The 16,562-nt window shown below is 33.2% G+C and carries 18 protein-coding genes; 6 read left to right on the top strand and 12 right to left on the bottom strand.

Features of this window, described 5'->3' with window-relative positions; all coding sequences use genetic code 11:
- The 9 genes from PLX19_RS22640 to PLX19_RS22600 form a co-directional block, all read right to left on the bottom strand.
- The coding region (locus tag PLX19_RS22640; protein ID WP_272191109.1) for a hypothetical protein at positions 1–1,078 on the bottom strand (1,078 nt) is incomplete at its 3' end.
- Positions 1,079–1,091: 13 nt separating this feature from the next.
- Positions 1,092–2,180 carry a hypothetical protein gene (locus PLX19_RS22635; RefSeq protein ID WP_272191108.1) on the bottom strand — a complete coding sequence of 363 codons (1,089 nt, stop codon included), beginning with the start codon at positions 2,178–2,180 and terminating at the stop codon, positions 1,092–1,094.
- Between the two features lie 96 nt (positions 2,181–2,276).
- On the bottom strand, positions 2,277–2,570 hold the full coding sequence (locus tag PLX19_RS22630) for a hypothetical protein (protein WP_272191107.1): 294 nt from the start codon (positions 2,568–2,570) through the stop codon (positions 2,277–2,279).
- A gap of 23 nt (positions 2,571–2,593) precedes the next feature.
- A complete protein-coding gene (locus PLX19_RS22625) occupies positions 2,594–2,782 on the bottom strand; it encodes a hypothetical protein (protein WP_442869085.1) in 189 nt (62 codons plus the stop codon).
- Between the two features lie 89 nt (positions 2,783–2,871).
- The gene (locus PLX19_RS22620; protein WP_272191105.1) at positions 2,872–3,321 is read right to left on the bottom strand and encodes a hypothetical protein; all 450 of its coding nucleotides are present in this window, start codon (positions 3,319–3,321) and stop codon (positions 2,872–2,874) included.
- 520 nt (positions 3,322–3,841) lie between these two features.
- A complete protein-coding gene (locus PLX19_RS22615; RefSeq protein WP_272191104.1) occupies positions 3,842–4,090 on the bottom strand; it encodes a hypothetical protein in 249 nt (82 codons plus the stop codon).
- Positions 4,091–4,185: 95 nt separating this feature from the next.
- A complete protein-coding gene (locus PLX19_RS22610; RefSeq protein ID WP_272191103.1) occupies positions 4,186–4,761 on the bottom strand; it encodes a TraM recognition domain-containing protein in 576 nt (191 codons plus the stop codon).
- A gap of 200 nt (positions 4,762–4,961) precedes the next feature.
- Positions 4,962–7,121: a SpaA isopeptide-forming pilin-related protein gene (locus PLX19_RS22605; protein ID WP_272191102.1), complete on the bottom strand. Its 2,160-nt coding sequence runs from the start codon at positions 7,119–7,121 to the stop codon at positions 4,962–4,964.
- 159 nt (positions 7,122–7,280) lie between these two features.
- Positions 7,281–7,490, bottom strand: coding sequence for a helix-turn-helix transcriptional regulator (locus tag PLX19_RS22600; protein WP_272191101.1), 210 nt, complete (start codon positions 7,488–7,490; stop codon positions 7,281–7,283).
- A gap of 144 nt (positions 7,491–7,634) precedes the next feature.
- Here PLX19_RS22600 and PLX19_RS22595 point away from each other — a divergent pair, with 144 nt between their 5' ends.
- Positions 7,635–8,027 carry a helix-turn-helix domain-containing protein gene (locus PLX19_RS22595; protein ID WP_272191100.1) on the top strand — a complete coding sequence of 131 codons (393 nt, stop codon included), beginning with the start codon at positions 7,635–7,637 and terminating at the stop codon, positions 8,025–8,027.
- 396 nt (positions 8,028–8,423) lie between these two features.
- Here the strand turns inward: PLX19_RS22595 and PLX19_RS22590 are convergent, their stop codons facing one another.
- Complete coding sequence (locus PLX19_RS22590; RefSeq protein WP_272191114.1) at positions 8,424–9,554, bottom strand: AimR family lysis-lysogeny pheromone receptor; 1,131 nt, start codon at positions 9,552–9,554, stop codon at positions 8,424–8,426.
- A gap of 781 nt (positions 9,555–10,335) precedes the next feature.
- On the opposite strand from PLX19_RS22590, the gene PLX19_RS22585 reads away from it, so the two are divergent.
- Complete coding sequence (locus PLX19_RS22585) at positions 10,336–11,301, top strand: Replicase RepFR55 (RefSeq protein WP_272191099.1); 966 nt, start codon at positions 10,336–10,338, stop codon at positions 11,299–11,301.
- Positions 11,302–11,782: 481 nt separating this feature from the next.
- Here PLX19_RS22585 and PLX19_RS22580 read toward each other — a convergent pair whose 3' ends face one another.
- The gene (locus PLX19_RS22580) at positions 11,783–12,403 is read right to left on the bottom strand and encodes a DUF3967 domain-containing protein (RefSeq protein WP_272191098.1); all 621 of its coding nucleotides are present in this window, start codon (positions 12,401–12,403) and stop codon (positions 11,783–11,785) included.
- 279 nt (positions 12,404–12,682) lie between these two features.
- On the opposite strand from PLX19_RS22580, the gene PLX19_RS22575 reads away from it, so the two are divergent.
- From PLX19_RS22575 to PLX19_RS22560, 4 genes are all read left to right on the top strand, one after another.
- A complete protein-coding gene (locus PLX19_RS22575) occupies positions 12,683–13,906 on the top strand; it encodes a ParM/StbA family protein (RefSeq protein WP_272191097.1) in 1,224 nt (407 codons plus the stop codon).
- A gap of 19 nt (positions 13,907–13,925) precedes the next feature.
- Positions 13,926–14,252: a hypothetical protein gene (locus PLX19_RS22570; protein ID WP_272191096.1), complete on the top strand. Its 327-nt coding sequence runs from the start codon at positions 13,926–13,928 to the stop codon at positions 14,250–14,252.
- Positions 14,253–14,291: 39 nt separating this feature from the next.
- Positions 14,292–14,564 (top strand): RNA chaperone Hfq, encoded by a 273-nt coding sequence (locus PLX19_RS22565; RefSeq protein ID WP_272191095.1) that lies wholly within the window; start codon positions 14,292–14,294, stop codon positions 14,562–14,564.
- Positions 14,565–14,654: 90 nt separating this feature from the next.
- The gene (locus PLX19_RS22560; protein ID WP_272191094.1) at positions 14,655–14,909 is read left to right on the top strand and encodes a hypothetical protein; all 255 of its coding nucleotides are present in this window, start codon (positions 14,655–14,657) and stop codon (positions 14,907–14,909) included.
- A 295-nt stretch (positions 14,910–15,204) separates the two neighbouring features.
- On the opposite strand, the gene PLX19_RS22555 is transcribed toward PLX19_RS22560, so the two are convergent.
- A complete protein-coding gene (locus PLX19_RS22555) occupies positions 15,205–16,416 on the bottom strand; it encodes a replication initiation protein (protein ID WP_272191093.1) in 1,212 nt (403 codons plus the stop codon).
- Between the last annotated feature and the right edge of the window lie 146 nt (positions 16,417–16,562).

Below are 16,562 nucleotides of genomic sequence, written 5' to 3'. Positions count from 1 at the left end.
TTGGCGGATCTACCGGAGGTTTCGGTTTGTCTCCTTCATCCGTTGGCGGATCTACCGGAGGTTTCGGTTTGTCTCCTTCATCCGTTGGCGGATCTACCGGAGGTTTCGGTTTATCGCCTTCATCCGTTGGCGGATCTACCGGAGGTTTCGGTTTGTCTCCTTCATCCGTTGGCGGATCTACCGGAGGTTTCGGTTTATCGCCTTCATCCGTTGGCGGATCTACCGGAGGTTTCGGTTTGTCTCCTTCATCCGTTGGCGGATCTACCGGAGGTTTCGGTTTATCGCCTTCATCCGTTGGCGGATCTACCGGAGGTTTCGGTTTGTCTCCTTCATCCGTTGGCGGATCTACCGGAGGTTTCGGTTTATCGCCTTCATCCGTTGGCGGATCTACCGGAGGTTTCGGTTTGTCTCCTTCATCCGTTGGCGGATCTACCGGAGGTTTCGGTTTGTCTCCTTCATCCGTTGGCGGATCTACCGGAGGTTTCGGTTTGTCTCCTTCGTCCGTTGGTGGATCTACCGGAGGTTTCGGTTTGTCTCCCTCGTCCGTTGGTGGATCTACCGGAGGTTTTTGTATCACATCTACAATACTAACTACTGTGTTATCTTTTTGATTTCCAAATACAAATTGATTATCTTTTGTTTCTGTCGGAATACTGTTGGATGTAACAACCGCTACATCTTTCGTATTAAGATGGTTAGATTTTGATAACTCTTGATCGAATAACGCAACAACACGTTCTGCTGCTTCACTTGAGCTTTTCATCTGACTTGCAATTTGTTTATCCGAAGAATGCTTTTCCATATGATCTAATACAAACGCAACATTTTGATTAGCTTCTTGGTTTTTTACTGCATTTTCTGCTAAAGAATCAAAATCCTTTTCTTGTAATCTTTCCGGTTCTTTCTTTTCTTCTTGTTTCTTTTTCTCCTCTTTTTTTGAAACAGATGCTTTTTTATCTGTTTTCTTACTATTTTCAGAGTCAAATAAATCACAACCAGATAAAATACCCACAGATAAAGATGTAAACGTAACAGTAAGCCCCGCTTTTTTTAAGAGATTCTTATAATCGATTGGCATTTCTTTTCCTCCCCTATACTTCTTTCAATGCATTATCAATGCTTTCAATTTTTTTCTTTTTCTCTTCATCCGGTAAAGTTGATTGTTCCACTTCTTTCTTTTCTAACTCTTTTACTTGTTTCATTAAGCTTTTATTTCCCTGTGTTTTTGCAAAAGTAAAACACTCCTGATATTTTTTAAGTCTCAAATAAACATCTACAATTATTTTTTCTCGTCGACCATCTATGCTCACCTTATCTTTTAAGCGTATAACTGCCTCATCTTTTTTTGCTAAAACCGCTTTTTCAAAATCAATCACATCATTTTTCACTTGGATCTCATTTATTTTCTTCAAGTTATCAATGGCTACATAATAACTGACGACACTTTCAGCAAATTTTGGTTCATACTGTATGGCTTTATTTGCGTTACCAGATAGTAAATAAGAAAATAAGACCGCCTTTTGATTCTCTTTATCTAATTCTTTATAATCTAATTTTTCAAACTCTTGAATGGCTTTTGAATATTGCTGAATGGAAGCTTGTTGAAGTCCATTTACCAAATGTGTATTCGGCTGATTGGTTCTTGCTTCAACAGGGTTTGATGGAACAGTATATAAGGAAAAAACACCCACAGCACCTACTACAATTCCTCCAACTGCCCCACCGATAATTTGAAACAAATGTTTTTTGTTCCCTTTTTCCTTTTCTAAAGAAAATGTTTCGTTCACTAGTTGTTCCTCATTAATACCGCTCTTTTCTTCTGGCTCATTTATTTCTTCAGGTGGAGCAATTTCTTGTAAAAACTCTTCAATATTTTGTCGCATAAGCCCTAACAGTTCTTCTTTTTGTCTCTCTTGTTCTTCATCCATTTCCATCGCAGACAGTTTGTTTTCTACATGTTCATATAAATGAGAAGCATAACCAGATCCTAAAGACAATGTCCCCTCATATACCTCTTCACTGTCTTGGTCTAAAATATAAAAATCTACATTCGCAACTTCTTGCTGTTCCTGTAATTCTTGTTCTAAACGATGTGTCAGCTTACAAGCATCTTGTAATGAAATCTTTTCAAAACTTTTAATTTCAGAAATTGTACTTTTTGTAAACATAACCCTTAACATAAACTCTTTCCCCCTCTCCTTTCTCACTCACAATGGCATAGAAAAAGAAGCTATACATATGCATAGCTTCTTTACAAAACATATCTTGTTGTATCTTTACATCCAGAAAAACAGAATCGATCCAAACTTAATGTTACTATTTACTCCTTCCGCTAACCCTTTAGCTCCCATCACAATAATTAATCCTAAAGCCGAACCAATAAACCAACCAATACTTTTATGTCTTCCGCGCTCTCCTCCCCAGATGAGGTAGTATCCACCGATACAAAAGGCAATGGCCGCGCTAATTATACCCAAACGTTGCGCCCAGGTTAAAACTGATTCGCCTGTATTAACGAGACTGCCCATTCCATCCCCAGCACCTAGAATTAATTGATTTAATCTAAACATTTTTACACTCCCCTTTTTCTAAGTTATATAGCTTCACTTCTCTGAACTTCATTTCTCGGAGAAAGCGTTTCTGGTTTTTCAGGAGAATTTGTTGTTTCCTTCTCCTCCCCTACAAATAGAGTGAGCGCTTCTAATATTAGATCCTGATTCCCTTCAATATACTGTTGATGTTGTGTGTGCAACCAATTTTGATAACTTTCCCCCTTAACCATAAGTAACTTTTCCACTAAGTCTCTGGACTTCTTCAAATCTCGTTGTGTAACAGTTGGATTAGACAAATTCTTACCACCCTTCTGTTCTCTTATTTATTGATGTACATTTCCTTCATGTTGCGTACAAACACATCTAGTTCTTTTTCTAACTCTGATGGTTTGTATTTATCCAAGGCAATTTGTTTCTTTAACTTTCCTTTTTGATAATAAGCTAATGTTTCTCCATTTTGTTCCAAGCCATAGTAGTCTTGGCTTTTATTCACATCGAATGCCGAATGATTACTATCTAATTCTTTACCATTTTCACTATTGTCTTTTAAAGCTTTTTTAACTTGATTCATATAACTTTCTCGATCTTCTTTACGGAAAGAATACATTACAAATCCTGTTCCATCTTCTGACATAAATTTCTTCATCTCCGAAGGACTCAATACTTCAAGTTCTCCCTTTTTGCTATTTGAAAATACCAGTGTGGAACCAATCCCTAGAACGGCAACGAGTGCAGCAATAACAGCAATAAGTTTTGATTTCCGAGTCATACATTTGACCTCCCTATTGTTATTCAACAAGCGATTTTGGAGTCTACTGAGAGTTCAGATTATTTCTCCACATCTGGTTTTTATTATAGCAAGAATATTGGGAAATTAATGATAATTTACCATTTATGGCTGAGATATGGTAAACCCTGTATTGGCGTGCATATGAGAGTCCATCCCGACCGACCCTCATAAGCCCAATACTGCACAACGTTTTTGGCATAAACGTAGAACCTTATGTATCTACTGTCCTTTTGTTTTCATCGCTTCTTCAGAATGTCAGAATGGGAAATTCCTCACGATTATTCACTCATACAGATTACTGATACACTGCATATTTCCCTTGATCACAGGCGTGTTTTACGTACACACACACCGAACTCCGGTAAAAACCGGTACCGTATACCTAGCCCTTCTAGTGACCATTTCGAAGGAAGGCACGCATTTATAATTTTCAAAGATCAATTGTGCTAAATTTCTCCCAGCACACTCCAAAATCGCTTGTTAGCTCTCGAAAATCAATCTATTTTCGCCGTTGGCACACGGTTGTCAATTCATCGCCCTGGTTTCTTCTCTTGGCAATTACCTTTTGTTTTCCATCCATGACCGACCGGACACGATAGTAAATCTCTGCAACCTTTTCAATACTTCCTGTTGTATTCTCTATCGCTACCGCTCCTTTAAGCTGATACACTTTGCCATCGAATGTTTTGACACTTTGTGCACGTGACGACGATATATCATAGAATGCAAGTCTTTGCTCTTTTCCCATGTCTATCGTCTCCTCACTTCTTTTAAATATAAATGTATAGTTTTCTAGCCATCTATATCAGTACGAAATGCAACAAAGAACCCTAGAAAGACAGACTACGCTAGAGTCGTTGTATGACATGAAGTTGTAATTCGTTGTGCTCCTTGTTTTCCATATATGCTTTGTAAAACAGAATGAGACTCTACTACGATAGAAGTTTGAATATTGTAGGTTTTACTTTCTTGTAAAAACTGCTCCATATGAGGGATAGGGTAATGATTAAATTGATAGAACACGAGATGAATCGGTCTTATTTTCTTTTTTTCAGTCAAAAATTGAAGGAAACGGGATAATGCTTCTCCTCTATCTTGATAAGTACTAGTGACCAAATCGATACTTATATACATAACAACCTTTTGATGATCATTTATTGGTAATGGTTCTGAATTACTTAACAAACTTTGTTGTATAACATGGTATCCTTGATCTTGTTTATGCTTATGTGTGTCTTTAAAAAGTTGGCCATCTGGATCAAAGATAAAGATATACTTTTGTTTGGATTTTTTCACATCCCTAATTACAGCTTTATATGCCTCCTGAGAAGCCTTTGTTACATCTATACCCTTTTCCCTTTGATTCAAACCTTTTGTCGCTTGTAGAAGTCCTAAGCACCTTCGAACGACTCCTAGCATGTCTGTCTCTCCTTTCTTATTTCATTCCTTTTAACTCATATTTTTATCCAAATCCAAATAACTATTGCCCAAATCGGAAATACAAATATAAACGCATTTCGACATCCGATAAAAAAACTTAACGGATTTTCTTCTGTTTCATTTGAGTAATCTTGAATTTTCACTGCATTACTTTGTTTCACCTTACAGTTAACCCTTTCTTAGTTATTAGATTTCTTTCTTGTTTTAAAGGCATAAATTGCAAAACCAAGCACAATACATGTTAGTCCCGCTATTACATAAATTGAACTGTCTTCCTTAGCGCCTGTCATTGGAAGTGCTTTGCTTTCAGACTTTTTCTCGTTTTGTTCTGGATGTTTTTCATTATCTTGAGGTTTTTGTGGTTGTTCTTGTTGTGGTGTTTCTGGTGATGGTTTTTTCTGATCTTTCACTGTATGTTTGATAATTTGGCCATCTTCTTTAATTTCAAAAGAGAATGTTTCTTCATTGATGAGATATCCTTTTGGGGAAAATGTTTCTTTATACGTATACTTTCCATATTTCAACTTCTCAAATTTTGCAATTCCGTCTTTATTTGTCTTACCTTTTACAATTTCCTTTCCTTGCGCATCGTAAATTGTAAACTCCGCTCCTGGAAGCTTGTTATTAACGTTAGCCACATCTACTTTTGTAATTTCCAACGAACCTGTAATACCTTTATTTTTTGCGGTTAATTCAATTGTTTTTCCATTCTCAAAGATATTAAAAGGAATTGGTTCCTTTGCAAGAACATATCCTTTCGGAGCTTCCTTTTCTACAAACTTGTAAGATCCAAACGGTAACTGATCTACTTGAATCACACCGTTTTTATCTGTTTTGTACTCGCTGATTTTCTTTCCTTGACTATCTTCAAGGATAAAAGTTGCTCCCTCTAACTTCTTATCGGGATTCTCTCCATCTACTTTAAGAAGTTTCACATTACCTTTGACTTCTTTATTTTCTACTGTAAATGTAAGAGTTTTACCTTGCTCTTTAATCTCAAATGGGTACTTTATTTTGTTTAGAAGATATCCTTCAACACCTTTTGTCTCTACAAAGTAGTACTTTCCATACGGAAGATCCTTCACTTGAGCAATTCCTTGTTCATTTGTAGTGGTTTTAGCAACTTCTTTCCCATCTACTGTGTACAAAGTAAACTCTACGTTAGGAAGTGTTTTTCCACTATCGCTTAATTTTTTAATCTCGATGTTTCCTTTTATCTTGGCGTTTTGTACTGTAACTGTTGCAATCTCACCAGTTTTCACTTCGAATGTTTGAATTTTATCATTCAGTACATAACCAATAGGTGCTTTTACTTCCTTCAAGCTATACTTTCCGATTTCTAATCCAGAAAGACTTGCTGTTCCACTCTCATTTGTAGTGATTGTACCTACCTTTTGATTCGCACTGTTGAAAACGTCGAATACAGCACCTTGTAACACCTGTTTTTGGTCGTCTACTTTTGTAATCTTTACTCCTCCAAGAGATTTCCAGTTTACAAGTAGATCTGTACTTACTTTTTCTTCATTTCTTTCTAATAGAACTGTTGCATCTTGTACATGGTCATTACCTTTATAAACTACTGCATGCAATTTAGAAAGACTAGAAGATACTTTTAAGGAAAAATTACCGCTCTGAGAGGTTTTTGGTATAAGAATGCGAAATTGTTCTCCTAAGTTAAATTTTTGTTTCTCTTCTCCATTTATTGAAATAACTTTTGTTCCATTTGGCGCGCCATTTAATTGAACAGTAAACATACCATTCTTAGCGTTACTTTCTACTTGATACAAGGTCGTTTCAAAGTACTCACCGTTTAATTTTGCTTCCTGGTTATCTTTTGGTGTTACATTCATGTACATTTCCTGTGCTTCTTGACTGGCATTTGCTCCATTAATAATGGTTTTAACGGCTTTTGCTACATTAGCATTACGGTGCTCAACTTCATTAATATCAATCTGCCCTAAGGATGCCCAAACACTTAACTGGGTCGCATAATGTGCCTCTTTCCAATTCGAAACACCTAATTCTTCTGGGCTTTTTTGTGGATATCCATTCAACAGGACACGATACACAATATTATCGGTACGCCCCATCTCTGGAAGATCATCACCACTAGGACTTTTCTTTCCATAAGTTAAGCAATACGCTATTTGTCCGTTTGCATTCTTCAATAATTCTGTTCGGAGATCTTTCCCGTACATAGGACTATAACTCCAATTCATTTCGTATGTTTCCCGATTAATCACTTCAGCATTTGCCTTAGTAATAGGGAATACGAAATTTAGAATAACTAGAAGCATACTCGTAACAATGAGTAACGTTTGATACGATCGTTTCAACATGACTAACAGCTCCCTCATATGATATGCAGTTTTCAAGGATCAGCTTTAAAAGACTTACTTTTCAGATTTGTAAGCTTAAAAAATAGTAATAAAGCTGTATCTTTTCCGTGTTATTCCTTTACAATATAAATGTATAGTTATTGTTTATTGGAAAACGTTTTATTCTAACTTTGCTCGATAATACGTAGCTAAAAACAGTTTTTCAATCGGCTCATTAAAGAGATTAGCGAGAACCCTTGCTCGTTTCTCGATGAGCCCTTTTTTACCCGTTTCAATATGATATAAAGTTTTTACAGGTATATTAGAAGCTTGAGACACATCTAGAATTGTAAGACCTTTCAACTCTCTAATGTTACGTAACATAGTCAATTCATCACCCCCTTAAATACATTCTATTCTCCTAAAAGTAGAATGTCAATCCGTTTGGGATAGTTTTTTATCCCTTAGGTGAATTTTTTAACGACAGGAAACGATAATATTCTTAAGGTACACAAACCGATTGGAGTGAAATAAATGATACAGAATTATTTTGGAGAAAATGTTAGAATCCTAAGAACACTCAAAGGATTAAGTATGAAAGAACTTGGAGATGATCTAGGAGTCGCAAGTAGCACTCTTTCGAATTGGGAAAATAACAGAAAAGAACCAAGTTTTGAAATGCTTCAGAAGATCTCAATTTATTTTAATGTAAGTACTGATCGACTCCTAAATCATAAAATTAGTGATAATGAGGTGCTTACAACTGAAGATAGAAAGGTTATTGTAGAACGTTTAGCACAAGATTTGTATGAAAGTTATAAGAGCATTCCAGACAAGGATAAACCACTATTAGAAAATGAATTAATTGAGTATGCCAAGTATTTAACACATAGAATTGAAATTAAAAACAAATTAAAGAACAGTTAAAACTTGTCATTCCTCTTGAGTATTTTCGATTAGAAGCAAGATTTCACGGTAAATTTCTAAAATTTGATTGTCCTTATCAATCATTTCATTAAACCATTCTTGATTAAAATCCATTGTGTTTTAACCCTCCCATATTATACTTGGATATATATGTTTTTATAAAGTGGCACGAAATTTTTTGGATATTTAATAATGAACCATCCTCAAAAAGTACGAAAGACGCTACTTATTAGTAGCGTCTCTCCCATTTAAACAGCTCAACCCCCTCCAGGATCAGCTCTTGAATACATATCATATTTATTTGTCTCTAGTGATTGTGCATGTTGTGAATCTGGTAATTCTAATTGAAAGAAAGATGTCAATATCATTACCGTGTATAACGTAACGGCAAAAAATTTACTCACTTGACTTCACCTCTTCTTTTAATAGCTCCTTCTTAACATATTGAGAATAAAAGACATTACCTGTTAATTCAAAAGATTCTAAAGATTTTTTTAATCCTATTATATCATTATTCACCTTAGAATACGAATACATCTGGAAAGGAGTGAATTTTTTTCCGTTCTTTCTCAATTCCTCATATAAAGAAATTCCCTTTTCCCAATCACCATACATACATTCGTAAAATGCTAGCTCCGATTTATGAACAATATCAAACCTTATTTTATCTAAATTAATACCATTTTCTATGTACAAATGTGCCAAAGTGGTATGAAAGGCAAGATATTTTTGTGCCTTTTGTGGAACCTGAATGTCTTCACATAAAGAAATTGCTCGCTTAATATACTTTTCAGCTGTATATGGACATTCAAATGTAAAACTTTCACCTAAACAACACAAAGCTGTAGCTTTAATTATAGAAATATCCATCTCAGATTCCAAAATTTCATAACAGGTATTCCGACATCTTTCTAAATCGTTTCTTATTAAGTATATATAAGCTAACCGCTCTTTATATTTCATCTGTAAACATTTTTTAATATAGTCTTGTTTTACTTCTTTTAGAATAACTTCTGTACGATCAGCATACGGAATAACAGCATTATAATTTTGTTTATCATACATAGCTTCCATATATAAAATACTTAAAGCTGCTTGACAATCTGTATCTGATGAAAAATCGTTTGCATATATTTCATCAAGAAGTTGTTGTCCTCTTGCAATGTTTTGATTCCTTTTATTTTGAATTTTATAAACGTCCAAATACTTCTTTAACCCTTTTTTATCATCATGTTTTTGTATAATTTGTCTTATTAAATCGTACTCTCCCATTGCTTGACAATAACATAACGCTTTTCGAATATTTAGCGGTGTTTTACATAATAGAATATACTCATGAATCATTTGTCTTTGCTCTTCTGAGTTATCACAAATAAGATGAATGAATTTTAAGAAAACTTCAAATTTAAATTCGTCCGTTTTGCATTGAAGTCCATTGTCAATGGTAGTTTTACTTGTTTCAATATCCTTTGCAAGTTGTCTACTACTGATTTTCTTCTCTTCTTTAATTTTCAACAACTTTTTCATTAAATTCTCCAATGTAAAGCCCCCCTCCCGAGCACAAGACACAATACCCAATATAAATTACAGAAAAGGCGTTCTGATCTATAGTGTACTATTTTGTTATATTCTTGGAAGCTAATAATTTACTATTGCTATCGGGTGATCAACACTTTGATAACACTATACATTCAAAGTAATGAAAAATTGTCTTGTCATTATGTTTTTACTTACCGTCACTTCCTTATAAATTGTATAATTAGAAATATTTTAACACGAGGAACTTATGGTTAGGTGTACACCTTCCGTCTCTAAAGTATTTCTAATTATTTTACAGAAAATTCTGACTATTACTCCATCTTGAAAGTACCGATTTCACAATCCATATTATACCAAATGTTTAGATTAAAATTACATCATATGGTAATTAATTTAAAATTCAAGTCTTTTTTATAATGATTTGGAATGAGTTTTTACACATAGGATAACAAAACCAACCTAGGGGGATTGATATTATTTTAATAACAATATAAGATAGAATGAAAGATTGTATTTTTTGAAGAAAAAAAGATTTTAGAGAATATATAAGCATAAAAAAAAACCCCACTACACTCAGTTTTAAATTGGCTTCGAGTTTGGCGACCTGAACCAATTTAAAACCCCAAGAATAGTATGGGTCTTATTTCACATTTTTAATATTCACTTATAGTTAGAATTATAACATAAGATGAATATAATGTGAATAAGAACCTCTATTTTTCCAACATTTTTCTGAAAATATGTGGTGGGATAAATAGGAGGTTTTTTTGTGATATTACAAAATTTTTTGCTTAGTCGAGCAAAAGTCGAACTAAGTCCTCGAATCAAACACCTATCCAAAACACCTGGGGCTATTAATCAAGCAATCAAGGAAGTTATTACTTACATTGATAAAATTGTTCTAGAATATGAAGGTATTACCGCAAACGAGTTTCTTACTAAAAGAAAATATGAAGCATTAGAAACCATTTTGTCATACTTAGTACAAGAAGGATATTCCCAAGTAAGACAAGAACGTATCAGCAAAAAATCTGGCATTTCAAGGCCTGTTATTAACTACATTTTCAATTGGTTAGAAGACTTAGAAATATGTCAACAAATCAAAGTGAGACGACATGGGAAAATTGCTCCATCGGTTTACATCTTGACTATACATAACAACTACTTAAAAATCATTGAATATTTTAAGGTAAAATGGGCTTTAGCAATTGATATATGCTCTACTTTCACAAGGTTTTTAAAGGAGAAAATTTTTAAGAAAACGGCAAAAACTAATCACGAAGACATAGAAAGTAATCCACCGATGTCATCAAGTGGTTTAAATATTTTTAGCATAGAAGAACCAAATCGAAAACAGGATTTAGAAGATTTCTTAAGTGGAGATCAGAAAAAAACGTATCGTTTTATAACAAGTCAACCAGTAACATACTTAACTGAACAAGATGCTTATACTATTGCTTTAAGAATGCCAAAAGATATCGATTGTTATCAAAGATGGGATTTTGAAAAATGCGTTGAATGGTTCCAACATAATCAAGCTGAAATAAGTAACCCTGCTCATTTTATGAAAATGTTCTTTCAAAAATCTAAACAAAGAAAAGAGCGTATGGATCATAAATTACAAGAGTTAGATAATACAAAGTTTGGTGAAGAACGCAAGAATAAAGTACAAATCTATGACTGGCTTAATGATCCTAAGATGGATACTGTACTACAAAAATTAAAGGAATTCTAATTGAATATATAAAAAAACATATATAATCTAACCTTGCTCAAAAAAAACATAATTAGCAAGGTTATTTGTCATTCCTTTTACAATTTTTCCTCCTATTCTACATTTCTTAAACACTCAGAGTCTCAGTATTCCCCTTAAAATATATGAATTTTTGTACTCCAATCATAAAATTCCCCTAGAACATTCAGTCTTCAACTGACAGAACATTCTATCTTTTACTGACGAATTTACTATGAAATTTACTAAGAAAAAATTCTAGATGTCTTGTTAGAGTAAGGACAATGACCTAAAAATTATTTCTAATGTTTTTATTGATTTTAATTTTTTAAAACAAGATTTAATAAATATAGTATTCTATAATTCTACATTGTTTTTTGTATTTATTAACGAGGCTTGTCAATTTAATACATAATAAGGGGAAGCCTGTAAATATTCTTTACAAACTTCCCTTCATTTCAACATGGAGACTTTCACATGTAATTCACTTTTTAAATAATCGTGAAAACCATGAACCCTCTTGCTTTGTTGATGCAACAATTTCTTTCGTTGCTTGCACTTCTCGAATTAACTCTAAAAGTTGTTGATCCTTATTATTTACTATTTTATCGATCATTTTTTGTTGATCCTCAATTTTATTAAGGAGAACTTTATTACTTTCTTCTAATTCTTTTATATGATGTAAAAGTTGTATATTTAATGATTCTTGATTTTGAAGGTAAATAGCAACCTCTCCCATACTCTCATACATTCTTTGAAGAACAGGCTTCGTCATTTCATTATCTAGATCGGACTCTTCCTCTACAACAATATAATTTACAGTTTTCTTTAACATATTTTCTATCACATCTGGTGGTTCTTGAGCATCTTTCATATTAGCAATCAACTTAAAAAGCTCTAGTGATTCCTTGGAATATCTAAGGGTTCTCCCCTTTGTGCCCGGTACAGTAGGTAAATAAGGTTTAAATTGATCTCGCCAGGCTTGAAGTGTTGTGCGGGGCTTCCCTATATGCCTGGCTATATCAGCAAGGGAATATGTTTTTTTATATGATCCTTCCTGGTTGCCGCGCCACCCTTCATAATCATGGTCTTCCCTCGTCGTCATATGTCGTCACCTCGTCATTATATGTTGACAGTTTAACGTTACTTGTCGTCATCTATGTTCGTCATGTCGTCATTTATTCGTTATTCGTCTAATTCGTTTATTTAAGGAGATTTCCTTTTAGAAATTTCGATTATATAGGCATAAAAATAGAACTTTTAAAATAAGTATTACTTAAGTCGCACTTAATATTAAAAGAGGTTGCTTTTTGAGTTAAATGTGCTAAAATATAATTAATAGTAACACTTAAGTCGTACTTAAAATGTGAAGGAGGAATTTATAATGAAAATCGGAAGAAATGTAGCGGATTTCGGAAATAGCTTTAATAACTTTATGGTAGATGGGTATTATTTTGAGCTTGCAACAAACGTGGTTAAGATTTCTAAGAAAAAAGCTGAAGATTTACTTGTAGATCGTATTTCAAATCCAGAAGATTTATTGGACAGATTACTAATTTCAACTGAAATCGAGGGTGAAGAATCTTACTATTTAGTAGGACAGTTAGCTGAAGATAATCAATTAGCAAACTCTCATGTTAATAAGATGCACGATAAAATTAAAAGTCCTATTCCTTACATAAGTTTCCTAGGAGCTATTGCATATTATCATGCACTAAACGCTGATAATGAAGATAATATAATTGAAATTGATTACATGAGTATGATGTTACCAATATGGCTTCTGAAAAGAGAAGAAAAATTCAGCATTGCACATAAAAAGATGGAAGAAAGATTCAGTGGTGAGCATAAAGTTAAAGTTTTAACACCAGGAATGGAAAAGGAGTTAACCATTACAGTTCAGAGAGCAAAATGTCTAAATGAATCAGAAATAGCAAGACATTCGTTAAAATATAAAATGGTAGCAAAAGATAAAAATTCAGGTGTAATTAGTATTGAAAAACGCCAGGAAGCTGAAAAGTTTGATGATTACGAAGTAGTTTTAACTGATATCGGCGGAGGCTCTACAGATGCTGTACGACTTGGTAAAGGACTTACAACACCAAAACATAGGGATTCTTTCCAAGTAATTGATATTGAGCCGTTTTTGGGCTATCTTGAACGATTCAGAAAAGAAAAGTTAATTCAGTTCTTTAAAGATTTAAGAACACTTGAGAAATTTATTGTTAATAATTACAAAGAACAAAGATATGTATTAATGAACGAAAATACTGGTGAAGAATACACTTTTACAGATGAAATTGTAGAAGCCTTACAAGAATATGCAAGAATTTTAGTGGCTAAAGTACTTGATGTATTTATTCCATCAAGCACTAACACAGTATTGAAATTTATCTACATTGGAGGAGAAGCACCAGTTTTAGAACCATATATTCGTCAAGCGTTATTAGATCATATGTCTGAAACGGCGGCCGAAAATAACCACTTCTTCCTAACTGATATTATCAAAAGTGATGAAAAAGAGGTATTCACACCAACTTCACGTACAATCAACCTAGTTGCGTTAGAATTAAAAGCAATTAATGAAACAAAAGAACAATTAGCTTAAAACAAAAGGATGTGCTGATATGTCTAAAAGGAGAAAGATGGCACTAGGTGCTGATAATATGCCAAATGATGTTTATCAGATCCTTAATGAAAAAGCTAATAGTAGACAGCTAACATCATATGTTGTTGAATTAGTACAAGAGAAAAAACGCTATGAACAACTAATGAAAAAGTTAGATACAGTTGAAAGCAAACTAGATTTACTACTCACTAATGGTTTTGTTCCAAAACCAACAGAACAAGAATTTAAAGTAGAGGAATCAATGCTTCAAGAAGGAAAAATTATTGATGCTAAAGAAGTAATTGGTGGGTTTGCTGAAGAAGATAATGAGGAAGTTGATTTTTAAATAGGGATATAAATAATAAATGTATTGGGAGGATGAAAAATGGTTTTGAAATTTGATGCAATCCTACAGTATTTAGACCACTGCAAAATGCCATGTAAGTTTGTTTTACAGAACGGAAAAACATTGACTGGTATTATTGATGGCCGTGATCCATACATGATTTATGTCCAGACTGATGATAAAACACATTTTTTATTTAAAGGGGCTATTGTAGATCTGATTCCCGATGAAAAGTTAGATTTAAAAGAAATTAGTAAAATAACTTCACAATGGGAAAAATCAAAAGTAGCAAAAAAACAACAATACGTATAAATACAGCATGGAGTGCTTACTTTTAGGAGAAAGCACTCCATTTTTGTATTTAATAATAAAAGAGGTGACTCGTATTATATGGAGATTCCGATGATTAAACAAAAAAACTGGCTAAAAAGATTAAAGAAACTCGGATATTACATTGTGATTTCTGGAGGGATTTTGGCTGTATTATATTTTCTAACATCATTTATTTTACAAGTTATAGGTGTATTGTTAATTGGAATATTTGTAGCAATAGGGGTTTATTACCTATGTTATTTGATATTTGGGGTTGTTAGCTTACTTATAATTGTTGGAAGTGTTATAGGCACAATAGGGGTTTTAGCTTATTTTCTTTTGTAGCATCTTGAATGCGAATCCCTTTATACATGCTATGCTATAAGTACAAACAGAAGCATTTTTCATTTCACAATGTATATAATAAAAAAGAGAGCAACATGCGCTAACATGTGCTCATCTTCAGATAACTGCTACCGTCAGATGGTGGCTATCAACGATTATCTTTTACGCCCCCCTTTTTTCTTTTGCTTTGGTTGGCTGGAAGCAAGGGTGGTTTTTCGTTTATCTAAAAATTTCTGTTTGAGTATATGTTCAGTCACTAAGTGAGCAATGTGCTAACTTTGCAGGGATTAGTGTTCTATCTTTTTTTTCTTCGATTCATTTTTATACACTCATAAATTTTATCCATCACAAATCCCTCATGTTCGCTCCAAATCTTTTCAGCTTCATCTAATGTAACTAAGCCACTTAATTCTTCAATAGCTGTATTTTTTACTAAAAATGTAGCTACAGCGCCTGTAGATGTTGAATATTTTCTAATTATGTTATCTATAATATTATTAATCTGAAGTAAAACATTACTATGTAGTTCTTCTTTTGTTTGAATACCTGGATTTAATCTTTCCTTATCCTCCAGTTCTTTTAACCGTGAATTGAGCAAGAATTCTACATAACCTATTGGTGAATCTATATCTGATCGAAAGCGAATATCATCTATTATCTCTAATACAATATCTTCATGCTCTTTCCATTTTTTGAATACTTTCGGAAATACTTTTTCTTTACAGCGTTCTTCAAAACGTTTGATTTTTTCATCAAATGTATTTAGCTGTTGAAACCGATCTAATTTTTTTTCAAAAGTAATTAAATCTGAATCTTTCTTTTTTTGACTACGTATTATAAATCTAATCCTTTGCACTTTTCTACCTGATTTGATTTCTTCAAACTCAAAAGAAATATCTGTTTTTTGATTCAATTCCTTTTGAGAAGGTTTCAATACACGTTGCTTAAAATTCGCATAGTTGGGATATACATCCATTGCATCTAAATAGTATCTTAGATTTTCAAGACTAATTGTGCGTTCTTTTAAATCCTCATATTGTTTTAATAGTTCATAAATACGTATTGCATATGTACTCTTTAGCTTAACAACATTAGCCAATCTATAACTTGTAAATTTGCTACTTAGTTCTAATAAAAAGGGCTTTAATAAAGGATCAAAGCGCATATCAATTGTTCCTTTATTTCTATTATAAATTGCTGAAGAGAGCCAGGATACTTGTATGAGCTCTTCGCCTACTCGAATTTCAATCACTTTTGATAATAATTCCTTTGTGATTTTACTTAGTTCAGTATATTTAGTAGATCCACTTAACCCAAGTAAGTCGTGAAATTGTTTAATTGGGAATGTATATGTTTTAAAATCTCGATCACTCGGTTCAATATTACTAGCCAAACAAAGTAACATCTTTTGCTCAACCAGATTTAAACGCGAATTTGCTTCGATTAAAGTATTTGATTTCGAAACAATATTGTTATCTTTAATCTGCAAATCTTGATTTGGAGACATACCTACATACATCCTTTCTTTCCTACCCCTACTTTTATACTAACTATAACAAATATCTAACCTTTGTTATAGTTAATTTTCTTAAAGTACAATGTAAGAGATATATAATATAGAACCAAATTTGTTATCTTTGGAACCACTTTTGT

It is taken from the genome of Bacillus sp. BP-3, from assembly GCF_028401955.1.
Classification (GTDB): Bacteria; Bacillota; Bacilli; order Bacillales; family Bacillaceae_G; genus Bacillus_A.
Note: the sequence above shows the minus strand (reverse complement) of the source record. Positions and strands in the feature narration are given on the sequence as shown.

Coding starts and splice junctions, on each gene's coding strand:
- PLX19_RS22575 (WP_272191097.1), top strand. CDS start 12,683: ATGAAAATCGGAAGAAATGTAGCGGATTTCGGAAATAGCTTTAATAAC.
- PLX19_RS22625 (WP_442869085.1), bottom strand. CDS start 2,782: ATGGTTAAGGGGGAAAGTTATCAAAATTGGTTGCACACACAACATCAA.
- PLX19_RS22570 (WP_272191096.1), top strand. CDS start 13,926: ATGTCTAAAAGGAGAAAGATGGCACTAGGTGCTGATAATATGCCAAAT.
- PLX19_RS22630 (WP_272191107.1), bottom strand. CDS start 2,570: ATGTTTAGATTAAATCAATTAATTCTAGGTGCTGGGGATGGAATGGGC.
- PLX19_RS22615 (WP_272191104.1), bottom strand. CDS start 4,090: ATGGGAAAAGAGCAAAGACTTGCATTCTATGATATATCGTCGTCACGT.
- PLX19_RS22590 (WP_272191114.1), bottom strand. CDS start 9,554: ATGAAAAAGTTGTTGAAAATTAAAGAAGAGAAGAAAATCAGTAGTAGA.
- PLX19_RS22555 (WP_272191093.1), bottom strand. CDS start 16,416: ATGTCTCCAAATCAAGATTTGCAGATTAAAGATAACAATATTGTTTCG.
- PLX19_RS22595 (WP_272191100.1), top strand. CDS start 7,635: ATGATACAGAATTATTTTGGAGAAAATGTTAGAATCCTAAGAACACTC.
- PLX19_RS22560 (WP_272191094.1), top strand. CDS start 14,655: ATGATTAAACAAAAAAACTGGCTAAAAAGATTAAAGAAACTCGGATAT.
- PLX19_RS22635 (WP_272191108.1), bottom strand. CDS start 2,180: ATGTTAAGGGTTATGTTTACAAAAAGTACAATTTCTGAAATTAAAAGT.
- PLX19_RS22610 (WP_272191103.1), bottom strand. CDS start 4,761: ATGCTAGGAGTCGTTCGAAGGTGCTTAGGACTTCTACAAGCGACAAAA.
- PLX19_RS22605 (WP_272191102.1), bottom strand. CDS start 7,121: ATGTTGAAACGATCGTATCAAACGTTACTCATTGTTACGAGTATGCTT.
- PLX19_RS22620 (WP_272191105.1), bottom strand. CDS start 3,321: ATGACTCGGAAATCAAAACTTATTGCTGTTATTGCTGCACTCGTTGCC.
- PLX19_RS22565 (WP_272191095.1), top strand. CDS start 14,292: ATGGTTTTGAAATTTGATGCAATCCTACAGTATTTAGACCACTGCAAA.
- PLX19_RS22580 (WP_272191098.1), bottom strand. CDS start 12,403: ATGACGACGAGGGAAGACCATGATTATGAAGGGTGGCGCGGCAACCAG.